The organism is Paragemmobacter ruber, assembly GCF_009908315.1.
Classification (GTDB): Bacteria; Pseudomonadota; Alphaproteobacteria; order Rhodobacterales; family Rhodobacteraceae; genus Paragemmobacter; species Paragemmobacter ruber.
The window spans coordinates 1,158,330-1,173,839 of record NZ_JAAATW010000001.1 but is presented as its reverse complement, the minus strand read 5'-3'; the positions used below and the strand labels follow the sequence as shown (position 1 = coordinate 1,173,839).

Below are 15,510 nucleotides of genomic sequence, written 5' to 3'. Positions count from 1 at the left end.
CCGCCCGGATCACGACACGATCAGAACATGTCGAGCAGGCGGCGCAGATATTCGCGTTCGCCTTCCGGGCGGGCCTGTTCGCCCGACCGGCGGCGGATTTCATCCAGCAGATCCTGTGCGCGGCGATAGACATCCTCGCCCTGCAGCATGTTGCGATCCGATCCGATCCGGGCGGAATTGCCGGGCTCGCGCCCCAGCGGATCGCGCTGGCCATTCGGATCGGCCTGCCCGAATTCCTGCCCCTGCTCGGCATTGCCTTCCATCTGGTTTTCGGCCAGCGCCTCGCCGAACTGCTGCATCCCGTCGCGCAGCGCTTCCATCGCCTCGGCCTGCCGGTCCAGCGCGCCGGGCAGATCGCCGTCGCGCAGCGCTTCTTCGGCCTCTTCCATGGCGCGTCCGGCACGATCCAGCTGACGGCGTCCTTCCTCGCCGCGTTCGGTGCCGTCGCCGGGCAACTGGCCCCCCTGCAACTGGCCCAGCCTGTCGCGCAGGTCCTGCTGGCGCTGGGCGAGGCTGCGGCCCTCGCCCTGACCTTCGCCTTCGCCCTGACCTTCGCCGGGTTGCTGGCCCTCCCCTTGCTGGCCCTGCCCCTGCTGCCCCTGCTGACCGGGACGCTGGCCTTCATTGCCTTCCTGCCCGTCCTGCAGATCGCGGAATGCATCATCCGACAGGCCCTGCTGCCCGCGCAGCGTATCCTGCAATTCGCGCATGGCCTGCTGGCCCGGGCCGCCCTGGCCCTGCCCCTGACCTTCGCCCTGCGCCACCTGCATGTTCTCCATCAGCTGGCGCAGCATCTCCATCAGTTCCTGCGCCTCGGCCATCCGGCCCTCTTCCATCAGGCGCTGCAATTCATCCAGCATCTGTTGCAGCTGGTCGCCCGACATCTCCATCCCGTCCATGTTCTGGGACAGCTGGCTGTCGGGGTTGCGCTCGGCCTCTTCGGCCAGTTCGCGCATGTAATCGTTCAGCGCCTCGCGCAACTCCTGCATCAGTTCGTCGATCTCGCCCTGTTCGGCGCCGTTGCGGATCGCCTCATCCAGACGGTCCTGCGCGCGGCGCAGGCGTTCCATGGCCGAAGCCAGATCGCCCTCTTCCACCATCAGCGCGATTTCCCACAACTCCGCCGCCATCGCATCGCGCGTGTCGGGCGACAGGCTGGCCTTCTGCACGTCCAGATCGCGCATCAGCACGCGCAGGCGCAGATAGGCGCGTTCGTTGCGGATCAATTCCTCGGGCCGGTGGGTGATGGCCTTCAGGATCTGCGCCGACCGCGCGGCATTCGCGCGGCTCCACAGCAGATCGCGGCGCACCTCGATCAGTGCGGCGGCCAGCGGATCAAAGAACCGCCGCCCCGGCAGGATCAGGTTCACCGGTTCGGCCCGCCCTTCCTGACCGGCCGCATCGGTGACGGTGAAGGTCATCGCCACGGGCAGGTTCGCAAAGGGATGTTCCGACAGATCGTCGATCAGCGCCTCGGTGAATTCGGCCCGGTTGCCGGTCATCGGCATCGGCAGATCCAGCACCACCGCCTCGCGCGGTTCCGGCTCCACCGTCAGGCCATAGATCCGCTCCACCGCCGGCAGGTCCAGCGCGATGCTAACCTGCCCCGCCGCCACGCCGTAATCGTCGCGCGCGGTGAATTCCATGGTGAAGCGGCCATCCCCTTCGCGCTCGGCGCTGGTGGCGGGTGTGACCGTCGGCGCGGTGTCGGGCGTGGCCGACAGCGCCCATGTCCGCCCGCCGGGGCCTGCGATCACCACCTCGCCCGGGCGCGTCAGGGTGAAGTCATGCGTCGTCTCTGATGCGGCGGGCACATCCGTGCGGCCCGATACGGTTTCCGACAGGGTCAGATCGCCCACCTCGCCATAGAGGCGGAATTGCAGCCGCGTGCCGATGGGCAGTTCCAGCCGCCCTTCGGCAATGTCGTTCATGTAGATCGACGGCTTGCCCGTATAGGCGGGCGGCTGCGCCCAGCCTTCCCATGTCGGCCCCGCCGCCAGTTCATTGCCCGCCCCCGGCGCCAGCGCCTGCACCGACGTCACACGCCAGAGCGAGCCGAAGATCATCGCCATCACAAAGGCCGTCAGCGCCACATAGCGCAGGGCGAAAGGGTCGCGCCGGGCGAGTTTCAGGTCCGGCTCAACCGCCCGCGCCTGTGCGGCCCGTGCGGCCATGCGCGCGCGGTGCGCCTGCCACACCGCCAACGAGGCCGGATCATCCCCGCCGATCGCCTGCGTATCGGTCAACGCGGCGATGGGCTGGCCCGGCAGCCGCGAATCAAGCCGGATCAGCGCCTCGGTCCGCGTGGGCGCGCGAAAGGCCCGCAGACCCCGCCACAGCGTCCAGCCCGCCGCCGCGATGGCCAGCACAAGGGCCGTCCATGCCGCCTCAAGCGGCAGATGGTCCTGCACCCCGAAGGCCAGCGCGGAAAGGGCCAGCAGCAGCACCGTCCACAGCGGCCAGAACGCGCGGGTCAGCCGCTCTGCCCACATTCCCAACAGCGTCAGCCGCAGGGGGCGGGCAATCGTGGCAAGCGCGCTGTTCTGGTGATCCTGCATCCGGGGGGCGTGGCCTTTGCCGCTGATCGCGGCCATGCCGCCTTACAACCATGCAGGGATGGTATCGCGGTTCAGGATTTCGTCAAAGGACGGTCTTTCCCGGATGACGGCGAATTGATCCCCCCGCACCAGCACCTCGGGCACCAGCGGGCGGGTGTTGTATTCCGACGCCATCACCGCCCCGTAGGCCCCCGCCGAACGGAAGGCCACCAGATCGCCCTCGGCCAGAAGCGCAATCTCGCGCGCCTTGGCGAAGGTGTCGCCCGTCTCGCAGACCGGGCCCACCACATCATAGGGCTGCGTCGGGCTGGCGGCGGGGGGTTCCAGCACCGGCACGATGTCGTGATGCGCGCCATACATCGACGGGCGGACCAGATCGTTCATCGCGGCGTCAAGGATCAGGAAATCCCGCCCCTCGCCGTTCTTCACATAGATCACGCCCGCAACCAGCAGGCCCGCATTGCCGGAAATCAGGCGGCCGGGTTCGATCTCCACCTCGCAGCCCAGATCGCTCACCGTGCGCTTGATCAGCGCGCCGTAATCCGTGGGCAAAGGCGGGGCCTCGTTCGACCGCGTATAGGGGATGCCAAGCCCGCCCCCCAGATCAAGGCGGCGGATGTCATGCCCCTCGGCCCGCAGGCGGCGGGTCAGATCGGCCACCTTCAGATAGGCCTGCTCAAAGGGTTCCAGCTCGGTCAGCTGGCTGCCGATATGGACGTCGATCCCGATCACCTCGATCCCCGGAAGGCGCGCCGCTTCGGCATAGACCTCGGACGCGCGGGCGATGGGGATGCCGAACTTGTTTTCCTTCTTCCCCGTCGCGATCTTCTCATGTGTGCGGGCATCCACATCCGGGTTCACGCGGATGGTGATGGGGGCCGTGACGCCCAGCGACACCGCCACCTCGGACAGGGCGCGCAACTCGGGTTCGCTTTCCACGTTGAACTGCCGGATGCCCCCGGTCAGCGCCAGCCGCATCTCTTCGCGCGTCTTGCCCACGCCGGAAAAAACGATCCGGTCCCCCGGCACGCCCGCCGCCCGCGCCCGGCGATATTCGCCGCCCGACACCACATCCATGCCTGCGCCCAGATCGCCCAGCAGTTTCAAGACCGCCACGTTGGACAGCGACTTGATGGCAAAGCACACCAGATGCGGCAGGGGGGAAAGCGCCTCGGTGAACAGGTGGTAATGGCGCGTCAGCGTGGCGGCGGAATAGACATAGAAGGGCGTGCCGACCTGCGCCGCGATGTCGGGGATCGCCACATCCTCGGCATGCAGGATGCCGTTCCTGTACAGGAAATGATCCATCGTTCCCCAACCACCCTTCGCCCGGACTGACCGCTGCATCTAGCCGCAAGCACAGGCGATTTCCACCCTGTTTCCCATCCTTCGGACTGGACCCCGCCGCAGGCCGGGCTAGGCTGGTGTAAAGTCAGAGGGAGAGGCAAGCCATGGCGCGCACCGTCATCATCGAAGCGACCGGCGGACCCGAGGTGTTGACGCTGGTGGATCGCCCCGTGGGCGACCCCGGCGCGGGCGAGGTGCGCATCGCACATCGCGCCTGCGGGTTGAACTTCATCGACGTCTACCAACGGTCGGGCCTCTATCCCATGGCCCTGCCCGCCGCGCTCGGGATGGAAGCCAGCGGCGTGGTCGAGGCGGTGGGTCACGGCGTCACCCATGTCAAACCCGGCGACCGTGTGGCCTATGCCGCCCAGCCCCCCGGCGCCTATGCCGAAGCGCGGGTGATGCCTGCCGCGCAGGTCTGCCCCCTGCCCGACGGGATCAGCTTCGACGAAGGCGCCGCCATGATGCTGAAGGGCATGACGGTGCAATACCTGTTCCGCCGCACCACACCGCTCAAGCGCGGCGATACGGTGCTGTTCCATGCCGCGGCGGGCGGGGTGGGCCTGATCGCCTGCCAATGGGCGCGGGCGGAAGGCATCACCCTGATCGCGACCGCCGGATCGGATGAGAAATGCCGCCTCGCGCTGGACCACGGGGCAAGCCATGCGATCAACTACCGGACCGAGGATTTCGCCGCCCGCGTGCGCGACCTGACCGGGGGCAAGGGCGTGGATGTGGTGATGGATGCCGTGGGCAAGGATACCTTTGACGGCAGCCTGAACAGCCTGAAACCCTTTGGGATGTTCATCTCCTTCGGCAATGCCAGCGGCAAGGTGCCACCCTTCGATATCGGCCTGCTGGCCGCCAAGGGATCGCTCAAGATCACGCGGCAGACGCTGTTCACCCATATCGCCGATCCCACCACCTGTCAGGCCATGGCGCAGGACCTGTTCGCCATGGTCACCTCCGGCGCGGTGAAGATCCGCATCGACCAGCGCTTCCCGCTGGAACGGGTGGCCGATGCCCACCGCGCGCTGGAAGCGCGGGCAACGACCGGGCAGACGATCCTGACGCTCTGATCCGCCTAGTGGGGACGCGACCGCAGGAACAGATAAAGCGGCAGTCCGCAGCTGACGCCGATGCAGAAGGTGGCGGGGATGGCGATCAACCCAAGCCACGCCTTGCGCGACACCGTTTCTGCCAGAACCCAGACCGTCAGGGTGACGGCGGCGATGGTCAGATCCCATGTCAGCCCGGTGGTCGAAGCGTTCACATACCACGCGTCGATCAGCCCTGACAGCCCGGTGCCGGTTTCCCGCATATAGGTCACGAACCAGTACATCGGGTGGATCGCGCCCCAGACTGCCAGCGCCAGCCAGACCATGCGCAGCGGGGCCATCAGTTGCCCCCCACGATGCCGGTCTCCACCGATCCGCTGACGGCAAGGCCCGTCGCCTGCGATGGCGGCACAGGCGGGCCATCCGCCCCACAGGCGGCCAGCAGCGCGATCAGCGCAAGGGCAGGCAGGGCAGGCAGAGGCAAGGATTTCATCGCAAAGGCACCTCAGGGTGAAGGATCACGGGGAATAGCTGATCCGCCCGCCGCCCAGCCCGGCCGAAACCGACGGCGTCACGGTCAACCCATCCGCCCCAAGGCTCAGCCCGGCATTCAGCCGGGGGGCCGAGCAGGCGGCAAGGCCGAAAAGGCCGACAAGCAAGCAAAGACCAAGGGCCGCGCGCATGGTCAGTGCATCCTGTGCAGGGGATCGGTGAAGATGATGCCCAGCACCGCCAGCACCGCCAGCACCGCCAGCACGGGCAGCCGCGCCGCGGCGCATCCCGAAAGCGCGGGCGTCAGGCCAGGCAGAAGGCGGGGCAGCGCGTGGAGCATGGCACAGAATCTATCTCGTGCCGCGCCCCCTGTCACGCCAGTCTCGCCTTCCAGGCGGCGACCTGCGCGCGCACCTGATCGGGCGCAGTCCCGCCATAGGACCGGCGCGACCGGACGGAGTTTTCCACCCCCAGCACGTCGAAAACATCGGCGCGGATGCCCGCATGGACGGATTGCATGTCGCCCAGCGAAAGATCGGGCAGGTCGCAACCCCGCGCCTCGGCCATGGCGACCAGCGTGCCGGTCACATGATGCGCCTCGCGGAAGGGCAGGCCCAGTTCGCGCACCAGCCAGTCGGCAAGGTCGGTGGCGGTGGAAAAGCCCGATGCCGCGGCCTGCGCCAGCACCGCGCGGTTCGCGGTCATGTCGCCTACCATCCCCGTCATCGCGGCCAGGGCCAGCATCAGCGTATCGGCGGCATCGAAGACCTGTTCCTTGTCTTCCTGCATGTCCTTGGAATAGGTCAGCGCCAGCCCCTTCATCACGGTGAACAGCGCCACCGTGGCCCCCAGGATGCGGCCCAGCTTGGCGCGCAGCAATTCGGCGGCATCGGGGTTCTTCTTCTGCGGCATGATGCTGCTGCCGGTCGTCCAGCGGTCCGACAGGCGGACAAAGCGGAACTGCGCGCTGGACCAGATCACCAGCTCTTCGGCAAAGCGCGACAGGTGCATCGCGCAGATGCTGCTGGCGGCAAGGAATTCCAGCGCGAAATCCCGGTCAGACACCGAATCCAGCGAATTGGCCGTGGGCCGGTCAAACCCCAGCGCCCGCGCCGTCATCTCCCGGTCGATGGGGAAAGACGTTCCTGCCAGCGCCGCCGCGCCAAGGGGACATTCGTTCATCCGCGCGCGTGCGTCGATGAACCGCCCCCGGTCGCGCGCCAGCATTTCGACATAGGCCATCATGTGGTGGCCCCATGTCACGGGCTGTGCGGTCTGCAGATGGGTGAAGCCCGGCATCACCCAATCCGCCCCGGCCTCGGCTTGCGCGAGGAAGGCGCGCATCAGCGCCTCCAGCCCCGCAATCGCGGCATCGCACTGGTCGCGCACCCACAGCCGGAAATCCACCGCCACCTGATCGTTGCGCGACCGGGCGGTGTGCAGCCGGCCTGCGGGCGCGCCGATCACCTCTTTCAGCCGGGCCTCCACATTCATGTGGATGTCTTCCAGTTCCGTCCGGAAGGGGAAGGAACCGGTTTCAATCTCTGACAAGACCGTGAGAAGGCCTTCCCCGATCGCCTCGGCATCCTTATTCGTCAGGATGCCTGTGGCGGCGAGCATCGCCGCATGGGCGCGCGATCCTGCGATGTCTTGCGCATAGAGCCGTTTGTCAAAGCCGATGGAGGCGTTGATCGCCGTCATGATGGCATCCGGCCCTTCGGCAAAGCGCCCGCCCCACATCTGGTTGGCGGATTTGGCATCGGGGGAAGCGGACATGGGGGCGGCCTTCGGAGGGATGATGCTGCGGAAAATTCTGGCCGTCCTCTACACGGCCTTGGCCATCGGTGCAAATGCCGCCCTCGCCGGCGATGCCGAAGCCCTGCGCGAAGGCGATATGCGCAAGCTGGCGATCCATGACGCTCCGGTGGACCTGCCTGTCGCCGTCTTCCTCGATGCCGCGGATGCCGAGGTTCCGCTGGCCAATTGGCAGGGGCAATGGGTGGTGCTGAACTTCTGGGCCACATGGTGCGCGCCCTGCCGTGAAGAGATGCCCTCGCTCCTGCGCCTGCAGCAAGCGATGCCAGAACTGGCCGTGCTGCCCGTCGCTACCGGGCGCAACGCGGTGGAGGGGATCGAGCGGTTCTATGAAGAGGCCGGCGTGCAGGCCCTGCCCATCCTGCGCGACCCCAAGAGCAAGCTCGCCCGCCCGATGGGGGTGATGGGCCTGCCGGTGACGGTGATCCTGAACCCGCAGGGGCAGGAAGTGGCCCGCCTGATCGGCGATGCCGAATGGGACAGCGCCCACGCCCAGACCGTGCTGCGGGCCTTCATGGCGGGCAATTGAACGGCGCGCGCCGGGCGTGCCGCCCGACGCGCAAGCCTTTTTTCCGTCCCGTCGCCTTGCGGCGCCGTGCCGGCAAGGGGGGGCCAGCCCCCCGCGCGTGCCGCGCCCCCCCCGGGGGTATTTTCCGCCAAGATGAAGATCACGCGCGGCCTAGGGCGGCGACCCGGGCATGGGCGGGGCAGGTGATCAGGTGATCGTTCACAAGGCCTGTCGCCTGCAGGAAGGCATAGGTGATGGTCGGGCCGCAGAAGGTGAAGCCGTCCTTCTTCAGCTGTTTCGAGATGGCCTGCGACAGCGGCGTTTCCGTGGGAATGTCGCGCATCGTGGCGGGGCGGTTCTGCAGCGGGCGCCCGTCCACATGTTTCCACAGATAAGGGGAAAACCCTTCGCGCGCTTCGATCGCCAGCCAGGCGCGGGCGGAGCGGATGGTGCCTTCGATCTTGCCCCTGTGGCGGATGATGCCCGGATCGGCCAGCAGGCGGGCGACATCCGATTCGCCCCATCCTGCGATGATTTCGGGGCGGAACCCGGCGAAGGCGCTGCGGAAATTGTCCCGCTTTTTCAGGATCGTGATCCAGCTCAGGCCGGCCTGGAACCCGTCGAGGATCAGCTTTTCCCAAAGCGCGCGGGGATCGTGTTCCGGAACGCCCCATTCCGTATCGTGATAGGCCACATAGAGCGGATCCGTCCCGCACCACGGGCAGCGCTGGGTGGGTGGATCGGCATGGTCCATCGGGGGTCCTTCCTTGCGGTTTAACCCGATCTTTACGGGCTTCGCGGAAACCTTGTCGATGGGTGTTTCGGGGTCTTTGGGGTTTTGCGATGAAGATGGAAAGCGACAGCGATTTCGCGGGCGGGGCAAGCCCCCTGTCCTTCGCGATCGCCGAAAGCACGGCCGAAGCTGTGGCCATGGTCGCCGACGCCGTGCGCGGGCGCCGCTTGCGTCTGGCCTACCATCCGGTCGTGCTGGCGGCCAAGCCCGCGCGGATCGGATTTCACGAAGGGCTGATGCGCGTTCTGGATGCGCAGGGCCGCGTGATCCCCGCGCGGGAATTCATGTATGCGGTGGAGGCGCATGAGCTGGGCCGCGAGATCGACTGCGCCGCGCTGGCAATGGGCCTCGACGCGCTGGCCCGTCATCCGCAACTGCGCCTGTCGGTGAACATGTCGGCACGGTCGGTGGGTTGGCCGCGCTGGATGAAGCTCTTGCAGGCCGGGCTGGCCCGTCACCCCGGAATGGGCGACCGGCTGATTCTGGAAATCAGCGAGGCCAGCGTCATGACGGTGCCGGAACTGCTGGTCGGGATGATCGCCGAGCTGCGCCCCAAGGGCGTATCCTTCGCGCTGGATGGGTTTGGTGCGGGGGCCTTTGCCCTGCGCCATTTCCGGGAGCTGAGCTTTGATCTGCTCAAGATCGACGCCCAGTACAGCCGGGGCATCCACACCCATGCCGACAATCAGGTTCTGATGGCGGCCTATCTGGCCGTGGCGCGGCAGTTCGACATGCTGATTGTCGCGCAGGGCGTGGAACAGGCGGGCGAGGCGGCATGGTTGGCGCAATTGGGGGTGGATTGCCTGCAGGGATATCACTTTGCCGCGCCCAAGCTGATCCCCGAAGGATTGGAGCCCTGCACCTGTCCGCCCAACGCCCTGCCCCAAGTCCGGCGCTGAAGAGGGAGGCGCTAAAGAGGGCGCTGGGGCGCGCCGACGGCGGATCGGCGGGTGCAGGGGCGCATGGGCGCAAGATTGTTGCTTTTGTTTCCCCCCGCGATTAGGCCATGCTGCAAGGCGGCGTGGTCAGCGGGGCCTCGCCCGGTTGGGAGAGAGGATCAGTCATGACCAATGTCGTCATCGTTTCCGCAGGCCGTACGGCCGTGGGCAGTTTCAACGGTTCCTTCGCCAATACCCCGGCGCATGACCTTGGCGCCGCGGTGATCGAAGCGGTGGTCGCACGGGCGGGCATCGACAAGGCCGAAGTGGAGGAGACGATCCTCGGTCAGGTTCTGACGGCGGGGCAGGGGCAGAATCCGGCCCGTCAGGCGCATATCAAGGCGGGCCTGCCCAAGGAGGCCAGCGCATGGTCGCTCAATCAGGTCTGCGGGTCGGGCCTGCGGGCGGTGGCGCTGGGCGCGCAGCATGTGCAACTGGGCGATGCGCGGATCGTGGTCGCGGGCGGGCAGGAAAGCATGTCGCTGTCGCCCCACGTCGCGCACATGCGCGCGGGCACCAAGATGGGCGACATGAAATTCGTCGATTCGATGATCAAGGACGGGCTCTGGGATGCCTTCAACGGCTATCATATGGGCCAGACGGCGGAAAACGTGGCGGCCCAGTGGCAGATCAGCCGCGACATGCAGGATGAATTCGCGCTGGCCAGCCAGAACAAGGCCGAGGCCGCGCAGAAGGCCGGCAAGTTCAAGGATGAGGTGATCCCCTTCACCATCTCCACCCGCAAGGGCGATGTGACGGTCGATTCGGATGAATACATCCGCCACGGCGCGACGCTGGAGTCGATGGCCAAGCTGAAGCCTGCCTTCACCAAGGACGGGTCGGTCACGGCGGGCAATGCCAGCGGGCTGAACGATGGCGCGGCGGCGGTGCTGATCATGTCGGCGGAAGAGGCGGAAAAGCGCGGGCTGACGCCGCTGGCGCGCATCGCCTCTTACGCCACCGCGGGGCTCGATCCGTCGATCATGGGCGTCGGCCCGATCCATGCCAGCCGCAAGGCGCTGGCCAAGGCGGGCTGGAAGGTCGGCGATCTGGATCTGGTCGAGGCGAACGAGGCCTTCGCCGCCCAGGCCTGCGCCGTGAACAAGGACATGGGTTGGGACCCCGCCATCGTGAACGTGAACGGCGGCGCCATCGCCATCGGCCACCCGATCGGTGCCTCGGGCGCGCGCATCCTGAACACGCTCCTGTTCGAAATGGCCCGCCGCGATGCAAAGCGCGGCCTTGCCACGCTGTGCATCGGCGGCGGCATGGGCGTGGCCATGTGCCTAGAGCGCTGATCCTCGCGCTGATCTTTCTGCGGCCACAATGCCGCAGATGCGAAATGGGCGCGCAATAATGTTGCGCGCCCTTCTTCATTTCGGTAACACCGTTTCAAGAATGTCCGATTTCAGGAGGAGGGACGAATGGCACGAGTGGCTTTGGTAACAGGTGGTTCGCGCGGGATCGGCGCCGCGATTTCGGTGGCGCTGAAGGCGGCGGGCTACAAGGTGGCCGCGAACTATGCCGGGAATGATGAGGCGGCGGCCGCCTTCACCAAGGAAACGGGCATCCCCACCTACAAATGGTCGGTCGCGGATTACGACGCCTGCGTGGCGGGCATCGCCAAGGTCGAGGCCGAGGTCGGCCCAGTGGATGTGCTGGTGAACAATGCGGGCATCACCCGCGACGCCATGTTCCACAAGATGACCCCGCAGCAGTGGAAAGAGGTGATCGACACCAACCTGACGGGTCTGTTCAACATGACCCACCCGCTGTGGTCGGGGATGCGCGACCGCAAGTTCGGGCGGGTGATCAACATCTCGTCGATCAACGGGCAGAAGGGGCAGGCGGGGCAGGCCAACTATTCCGCCGCCAAGTCGGGCGATCTGGGCTTCACCAAGGCCTTGGCGCAGGAAGGCGCGCGGGCGGGCATCACGGTGAACGCGATCTGCCCGGGCTATATCGCGACCGAGATGGTCAAGGCCATCGACGAAAAGGTGCTGAACGAGCGGATCATCCCGCAGATCCCGGTGGGCCGTCTGGGCGAACCGGAAGAGATCGCCCGGACGGTGGTCTTCCTCGCCTCGGACGATGCGGGTTTCATCACCGGCTCCACCATCTCGGCCAATGGCGGGCAGTTCTTCGTTTGAAGCGACAGCCGTCGCAGAGAAAGGCCCGCGCCCGGCGCGGGCCTTTTGCTTTTGCGCCGCAGCCGATAGAAGGGCCAAAAATCTTCGAAGATTTTTGCAAATTTCTTCGAAGAAATTTGGTGAGGCAGGGATGAAGACGTCACGCGCAACCGCCATCGGCTTTACTGCCGTCCTGATGTGGGCGCTGCTGGCGCTCTTCACCATCGGATCGGCCCCGGTGCCGCCCTTCCTCTTGAACGCGCTGACCTTTGCCATCGGCGGCACGCTAGGCCTGATCTGGACGCTGCGGGGCGGGCTGGGCCGCCTGCGCGGCATATCCTGGCGCGTCTATGCCTTCGGCATCATCGGCCTTTTCGGCTATCACGCGCTTTACTTCACCGCCTTCCGCATCGCGCCGTCGGCGGAAACGGGGCTTATGGCCTATCTCTGGCCGCTCTTCATCGTCCTTTTCGCCAGTTTCCTGCCCGGGGAACGCCTGCGCCCCATCGTGCTGATCGGGGCCGTGGTCGCCTTTGCCGGGGCCGCGCTGATCGTTCTGGGGCGCGACGCGGGGGGAAATGCCACGCCGCTGGGTCTGTTTCTGGGCTTTCTCTGCGCGATCACATGGGCGGGCTATTCCACCCTGTCGCGCCGCCTGGGCGATGTGCCCACCGAAAGTGTCACTGTCTTTTGCCTTGGCACGGCGGTGCTGTCGGCCCTCGCCCATCTGGCATGGGAAGAAACCGTCTGGCCTGCCACCGGGATCGGCTGGCTGTCCATACTCGCGCTGGGCATCGGGCCGGTGGGCGCGGCCTTCTTCACTTGGGACATCGGCATGAAGCAGGGCGATATCCAGCTTCTGGGCGTCGCCTCCTACGCGGCGCCGCTGCTTTCTACGCTGGCACTTGTCGCAACCGGTATCACACCCGCCAGCTGGACCCTGCTCGCGGCGGCGGTGCTGATCACCGGGGGGGCAGCGCTGGCCGCCCGCGCCTCGGCAGGCGCGGGGGCCAGCGCCGGGGAATGATCCCTTACGCCTGCTGCAGGCGGGTCATTTCTTCCTTGAGCTTGAGCTTCTGCTTCTTCAGCTCGGCAATCCGCAAGGCATCCGCGCCGGGGCTTCGCTGCTCACGCTCGACCATGTCAGAGAGGTGCTCATGCTTGCGGCGCAGTTCCTGCAGATGCGAAGCAATCGTCATATCTGTCCTCCTCATGTCTGGTTGCAATGTAACAAGTGCATCACAACCCCCGAGTCGTGTCACGGACAATCGACATCAGAATTCTGACAGTCTTAAGTGATCTTGCCAAAAGCCGCCGACAGATCGGCACCTTCCCGCAGAACCGCCGTGGCGGCGGGGGTATAGCTTTCCCGGTCCCCGTCATGGCCTGCGCCCGCATGCAGGGTAAAGGGCGCCAGCAGCCGGAACGCCGCCCGCCCGCCCTTGCGCGCCCGCAGGATCACGCGCGGCGCCGCGCGGCCTGCGCGCGGCTCCAGCGGCAGCACGACCGCCGAGCCCAGCTTTGGCGCCAGCGCCGTCAGCGCTTCGGGCAGGCAGGGCGTGGCAAAGATCATCGTCAGCCACCCGCCCGGCCGCAGCCGCGCCCCGGCCGCCGCCACCCAGGCGGCGATCGGCGTCTCCACCCGCAGCGCGCGGTCACGTTCGGCGATGGGCGATGGCGTGCCGCCCGGGGCGTAATAGGGCGGGTTGGCGATCACATGATCGAAATCCCGGCGCAGCGCGCGCGGCATCGCGGCCAGATCGCCCTGCACCACCTCCATCACCACCTCGTTGCGCGCTGCATTGCGACGCGCCAGATCGGCATAGCCCGCCTGCACCTCCAGCCCCGAAAGCACCACCCCCGGCACCCGCGCCGCAAGGCACAGCGCCGCCGCCCCCGCCCCGCAGCCCAGATCCAGCACGCTCTCGCCCGCCCCGGCCGGGCAGGCGGCGGCCAGCAGCACCGGATCGGTCGCCGCGCGATAGCCGCGCAGGGGTTGCAGCAGCCGCAGCCGCCCCATCAGGAACTTGTCATCCGACAGGTCCGCCTCGGCAAAGACCCCGCCGCCTTCGGTCATTCCAGCCCCGTGGGAATCCCGTTGTCACGCAGCACGGCCGAGGCCATGAAATGATCGGCATCCCGCACCATCAACCGGCGCGGCAATATGCCAAGGCTGCCATCGAGGATGCTCATGTGGACGTCCAGATCAAACACGTCTATACCCTCGCCCTCGAGCAGGGCGGTGGCAAAAGCGATGATCGTCGGGTCGGTGCTGCGCAAAAGCTCTCTCATGGAGCAGAGTTAAGGGGCAGCGCCCCGGAATGTCGAGAGGCGGGGGAACAGGGGCATGGGTTTGGACGAAGCCGCGCGCAAACCGCATGATCGTTTGGCCGCATGGCTGGCCGCCGACATGGCGGCGGTCAATGCACTGATCCGCACCCGCATGGCCAGCGAACACGCCCCGCGCATCCCCGAAGTGACCGCCCATCTGGTCGAGGCCGGGGGAAAACGCCTGCGTCCCATGCTCACCCTCGCCGCCGCGCGCATGTGCGGCTATGACGGCGACAACCATGTGAAACTGGCCGCCACCGTGGAATTCATCCACACCGCCACGCTCCTGCATGACGATGTGGTCGATGAAAGCGAACGCCGCCGGGGGCGGCCCACGGCGAACCTGCTGTGGGACAACAAGTCCTCGGTCCTTGTCGGGGATTACCTCTTTGCCCGGTCCTTCCAGCTGATGGTGGAAACGGAATCGCTGCGGGTGATGGACATCCTCGCCAATGCCTCTGCCGTGATCGCCGAAGGCGAGGTGCTGCAACTCACCGCCGCGCAGGATCTGGCCACGACCGAAGCCATCTATCTGCAGGTGATCCGGGGCAAGACGGCGGCGCTGTTTGCCGCCGCGATGGAGGTGGGCGGCGTCGTCGCCGCCGCGCCAGAGGCGCAGGTGCAGGCGCTCCGCGCCTATGGCGATGCGCTGGGCATCGCGTTCCAGATCGTCGATGATCTTCTGGATTACGGCGGCACGGATGCCGCCATCGGCAAGAACACCGGCGATGATTTCCGCGAACGCAAGCTGACGCTGCCGGTCATCAAGGCCGTGGCGCAGGCCGATGCGGAAGAACGCGCCTTCTGGCAGCGCACCATCGAAAAGGGCGATCAGCAGGAAGGCGACCTCGCCCGCGCCCGCGCCATCATGGATCGCCATGGCGCGATGCAGGCCGCGCGCGATGCGGCGCTGCATTGGGCCGATACGGCCCGCCGGTCGCTGGACATCCTGCCCGCCCATGAATTGCGCGACATGCTGTCGGATCTGGCCGATTACGTGGTGGCGCGGATCAACTGATCCGCCCCTCACGCAGGGTCAACTTCGCGTCAGGCCGCTTGCACCCGGACCGACGCCCCCCGACCTCCTGGAAAACATCCGGGGGGACAACCATGCGCAGCCTTCTCATCCTTGGCGGCCTCCTGCCGGGTGCGCCGCCGCCTGCAAACGCTGGCCCCGAAAACACTGGCCCCGCCACCGACACTGTCGCCATCGCCGATCTGCATGACGGCACCACCGCCACCATCACCGGCATCGTTGACCGCATCACGGGTGCGGACACATTCCGCCTGCGCGACGACAGCGGATCGGTCCTCGTCCATATCGGCCCGGGCATCGTGCCTTTTGACACGGGCGAGACGGTCACCCTCCGCGGGATCGTGGACCGCGATTTCGGCCGGCTGGCGGTTTATGCGCGAGACGCCACCCGCGCGGATGGCAGCCGTGTGACCTTTGATCATCCGTATGAATGATCCCGCCCAGCCGCCCCCTTGCCAAGGGCGGGCGGCTTTCCCACCTCCCTTTGCAACGAAAACACTGCAGG

19 protein-coding genes are annotated in these 15,510 nt (G+C 66.9%); 8 read left to right on the top strand and 11 right to left on the bottom strand.

Going from position 1 to position 15,510, the window contains the following annotated elements; genetic code table 11:
* Positions 1-20: 20 nt before the first annotated feature.
* Both GU920_RS05700 and lysA read right to left on the bottom strand, forming a co-directional pair.
* Complete coding sequence (locus GU920_RS05700) at positions 21-2,594, bottom strand: TIGR02302 family protein (RefSeq protein WP_235933076.1); 2,574 nt, start codon at positions 2,592-2,594, stop codon at positions 21-23.
* 6 nt (positions 2,595-2,600) lie between these two features.
* Positions 2,601-3,866: a diaminopimelate decarboxylase gene (gene lysA / locus GU920_RS05695; RefSeq protein WP_161765968.1), complete on the bottom strand. Its 1,266-nt coding sequence runs from the start codon at positions 3,864-3,866 to the stop codon at positions 2,601-2,603.
* A 143-nt stretch (positions 3,867-4,009) separates the two neighbouring features.
* Between lysA and GU920_RS05690 the strand changes: the two genes are divergently transcribed.
* Entirely contained in the window at positions 4,010-4,984 is a 975-nt protein-coding gene (locus GU920_RS05690; RefSeq protein WP_161765967.1) for a quinone oxidoreductase family protein, read from the top strand.
* A gap of 5 nt (positions 4,985-4,989) precedes the next feature.
* Here GU920_RS05690 and GU920_RS05685 read toward each other — a convergent pair whose 3' ends face one another.
* From GU920_RS05685 to argH, 5 genes are read right to left on the bottom strand one after another with little or no spacing between them, the layout of a single operon-like run.
* Positions 4,990-5,304, bottom strand: a complete 315-nt coding sequence (locus GU920_RS05685) for a DUF2834 domain-containing protein (RefSeq protein ID WP_161765966.1) — start codon at positions 5,302-5,304, stop codon at positions 4,990-4,992.
* A complete protein-coding gene (locus GU920_RS05680; RefSeq protein WP_161765965.1) occupies positions 5,304-5,456 on the bottom strand; it encodes an argininosuccinate lyase in 153 nt (50 codons plus the stop codon). Before GU920_RS05680 ends, GU920_RS05685 begins: the two co-directional genes overlap by 1 nt.
* A 25-nt stretch (positions 5,457-5,481) precedes the next feature.
* Positions 5,482-5,622, bottom strand: a complete 141-nt coding sequence (locus tag GU920_RS05675; protein ID WP_161765964.1) for a hypothetical protein — start codon at positions 5,620-5,622, stop codon at positions 5,482-5,484.
* A gap of 26 nt (positions 5,623-5,648) precedes the next feature.
* Positions 5,649-5,795, bottom strand: a complete 147-nt coding sequence (locus GU920_RS05670) for a hypothetical protein (RefSeq protein ID WP_161765963.1) — start codon at positions 5,793-5,795, stop codon at positions 5,649-5,651.
* Between the two features lie 32 nt (positions 5,796-5,827).
* Complete coding sequence (gene argH, locus GU920_RS05665; protein ID WP_161765962.1) at positions 5,828-7,231, bottom strand: argininosuccinate lyase; 1,404 nt, start codon at positions 7,229-7,231, stop codon at positions 5,828-5,830.
* A 22-nt stretch (positions 7,232-7,253) separates the two neighbouring features.
* Here argH and GU920_RS05660 point away from each other — a divergent pair, with 22 nt between their 5' ends.
* A complete protein-coding gene (locus tag GU920_RS05660) occupies positions 7,254-7,799 on the top strand; it encodes a TlpA family protein disulfide reductase (protein ID WP_161765961.1) in 546 nt (181 codons plus the stop codon).
* 139 nt (positions 7,800-7,938) lie between these two features.
* On the opposite strand, the gene GU920_RS05655 is transcribed toward GU920_RS05660, so the two are convergent.
* Positions 7,939-8,532 (bottom strand): DNA-3-methyladenine glycosylase I, encoded by a 594-nt coding sequence (locus GU920_RS05655; protein ID WP_161765960.1) that lies wholly within the window; start codon positions 8,530-8,532, stop codon positions 7,939-7,941.
* Positions 8,533-8,621: 89 nt separating this feature from the next.
* On the opposite strand from GU920_RS05655, the gene GU920_RS05650 reads away from it, so the two are divergent.
* The 4 genes from GU920_RS05650 to yddG all read left to right on the top strand — a co-directional run bounded on the left by GU920_RS05650 (position 8,622) and on the right by yddG (position 12,665).
* Positions 8,622-9,470, top strand: a complete 849-nt coding sequence (locus GU920_RS05650) for an EAL domain-containing protein (RefSeq protein WP_161765959.1) — start codon at positions 8,622-8,624, stop codon at positions 9,468-9,470.
* Between the two features lie 164 nt (positions 9,471-9,634).
* Positions 9,635-10,807 carry an acetyl-CoA C-acetyltransferase gene (locus GU920_RS05645; RefSeq protein WP_161765958.1) on the top strand — a complete coding sequence of 391 codons (1,173 nt, stop codon included), beginning with the start codon at positions 9,635-9,637 and terminating at the stop codon, positions 10,805-10,807.
* A gap of 126 nt (positions 10,808-10,933) precedes the next feature.
* Positions 10,934-11,659 (top strand): beta-ketoacyl-ACP reductase, encoded by a 726-nt coding sequence (phbB, locus tag GU920_RS05640; RefSeq protein WP_161765957.1) that lies wholly within the window; start codon positions 10,934-10,936, stop codon positions 11,657-11,659.
* A 130-nt stretch (positions 11,660-11,789) separates the two neighbouring features.
* Positions 11,790-12,665, top strand: coding sequence for an aromatic amino acid exporter YddG (gene yddG / locus GU920_RS05635; RefSeq protein ID WP_161765956.1), 876 nt, complete (start codon positions 11,790-11,792; stop codon positions 12,663-12,665).
* Between the two features lie 4 nt (positions 12,666-12,669).
* Here yddG and GU920_RS05630 read toward each other — a convergent pair whose 3' ends face one another.
* From GU920_RS05630 to GU920_RS05620, 3 genes are all read right to left on the bottom strand, one after another.
* On the bottom strand, positions 12,670-12,837 hold the full coding sequence (locus GU920_RS05630) for a DUF465 domain-containing protein (RefSeq protein ID WP_161765955.1): 168 nt from the start codon (positions 12,835-12,837) through the stop codon (positions 12,670-12,672).
* A gap of 92 nt (positions 12,838-12,929) precedes the next feature.
* On the bottom strand, positions 12,930-13,715 hold the full coding sequence (locus tag GU920_RS05625) for a tRNA1(Val) (adenine(37)-N6)-methyltransferase (protein WP_161765954.1): 786 nt from the start codon (positions 13,713-13,715) through the stop codon (positions 12,930-12,932).
* On the bottom strand, positions 13,712-13,930 hold the full coding sequence (locus tag GU920_RS05620; RefSeq protein WP_161765953.1) for a putative signal transducing protein: 219 nt from the start codon (positions 13,928-13,930) through the stop codon (positions 13,712-13,714). The genes GU920_RS05625 and GU920_RS05620 overlap by 4 nt, the downstream gene beginning before the upstream one ends.
* 55 nt (positions 13,931-13,985) lie before the next feature.
* Between GU920_RS05620 and GU920_RS05615 the strand changes: the two genes are divergently transcribed.
* Positions 13,986-14,987 carry a polyprenyl synthetase family protein gene (locus GU920_RS05615; protein WP_161765952.1) on the top strand — a complete coding sequence of 334 codons (1,002 nt, stop codon included), beginning with the start codon at positions 13,986-13,988 and terminating at the stop codon, positions 14,985-14,987.
* A gap of 92 nt (positions 14,988-15,079) precedes the next feature.
* Entirely contained in the window at positions 15,080-15,439 is a 360-nt protein-coding gene (locus GU920_RS05610) for a hypothetical protein (RefSeq protein ID WP_161765951.1), read from the top strand.
* Positions 15,440-15,510: the final 71 nt, after the last annotated feature.

Coding starts and splice junctions, on each gene's coding strand:
- GU920_RS05700 (WP_235933076.1), bottom strand. CDS start 2,594: ATGGCCGCGATCAGCGGCAAAGGCCACGCCCCCCGGATGCAGGATCAC.
- lysA (WP_161765968.1), bottom strand. CDS start 3,866: ATGGATCATTTCCTGTACAGGAACGGCATCCTGCATGCCGAGGATGTG.
- GU920_RS05690 (WP_161765967.1), top strand. CDS start 4,010: ATGGCGCGCACCGTCATCATCGAAGCGACCGGCGGACCCGAGGTGTTG.
- GU920_RS05685 (WP_161765966.1), bottom strand. CDS start 5,304: ATGGCCCCGCTGCGCATGGTCTGGCTGGCGCTGGCAGTCTGGGGCGCG.
- GU920_RS05680 (WP_161765965.1), bottom strand. CDS start 5,456: ATGAAATCCTTGCCTCTGCCTGCCCTGCCTGCCCTTGCGCTGATCGCG.
- GU920_RS05670 (WP_161765963.1), bottom strand. CDS start 5,795: ATGCTCCACGCGCTGCCCCGCCTTCTGCCTGGCCTGACGCCCGCGCTT.
- argH (WP_161765962.1), bottom strand. CDS start 7,231: ATGTCCGCTTCCCCCGATGCCAAATCCGCCAACCAGATGTGGGGCGGG.
- GU920_RS05660 (WP_161765961.1), top strand. CDS start 7,254: ATGCTGCGGAAAATTCTGGCCGTCCTCTACACGGCCTTGGCCATCGGT.
- GU920_RS05655 (WP_161765960.1), bottom strand. CDS start 8,532: ATGGACCATGCCGATCCACCCACCCAGCGCTGCCCGTGGTGCGGGACG.
- GU920_RS05650 (WP_161765959.1), top strand. CDS start 8,622: ATGAAGATGGAAAGCGACAGCGATTTCGCGGGCGGGGCAAGCCCCCTG.
- GU920_RS05645 (WP_161765958.1), top strand. CDS start 9,635: ATGACCAATGTCGTCATCGTTTCCGCAGGCCGTACGGCCGTGGGCAGT.
- phbB (WP_161765957.1), top strand. CDS start 10,934: ATGGCACGAGTGGCTTTGGTAACAGGTGGTTCGCGCGGGATCGGCGCC.
- yddG (WP_161765956.1), top strand. CDS start 11,790: ATGAAGACGTCACGCGCAACCGCCATCGGCTTTACTGCCGTCCTGATG.
- GU920_RS05630 (WP_161765955.1), bottom strand. CDS start 12,837: ATGACGATTGCTTCGCATCTGCAGGAACTGCGCCGCAAGCATGAGCAC.
- GU920_RS05625 (WP_161765954.1), bottom strand. CDS start 13,715: ATGACCGAAGGCGGCGGGGTCTTTGCCGAGGCGGACCTGTCGGATGAC.
- GU920_RS05620 (WP_161765953.1), bottom strand. CDS start 13,930: ATGAGAGAGCTTTTGCGCAGCACCGACCCGACGATCATCGCTTTTGCC.
- GU920_RS05615 (WP_161765952.1), top strand. CDS start 13,986: ATGGGTTTGGACGAAGCCGCGCGCAAACCGCATGATCGTTTGGCCGCA.
- GU920_RS05610 (WP_161765951.1), top strand. CDS start 15,080: ATGCGCAGCCTTCTCATCCTTGGCGGCCTCCTGCCGGGTGCGCCGCCG.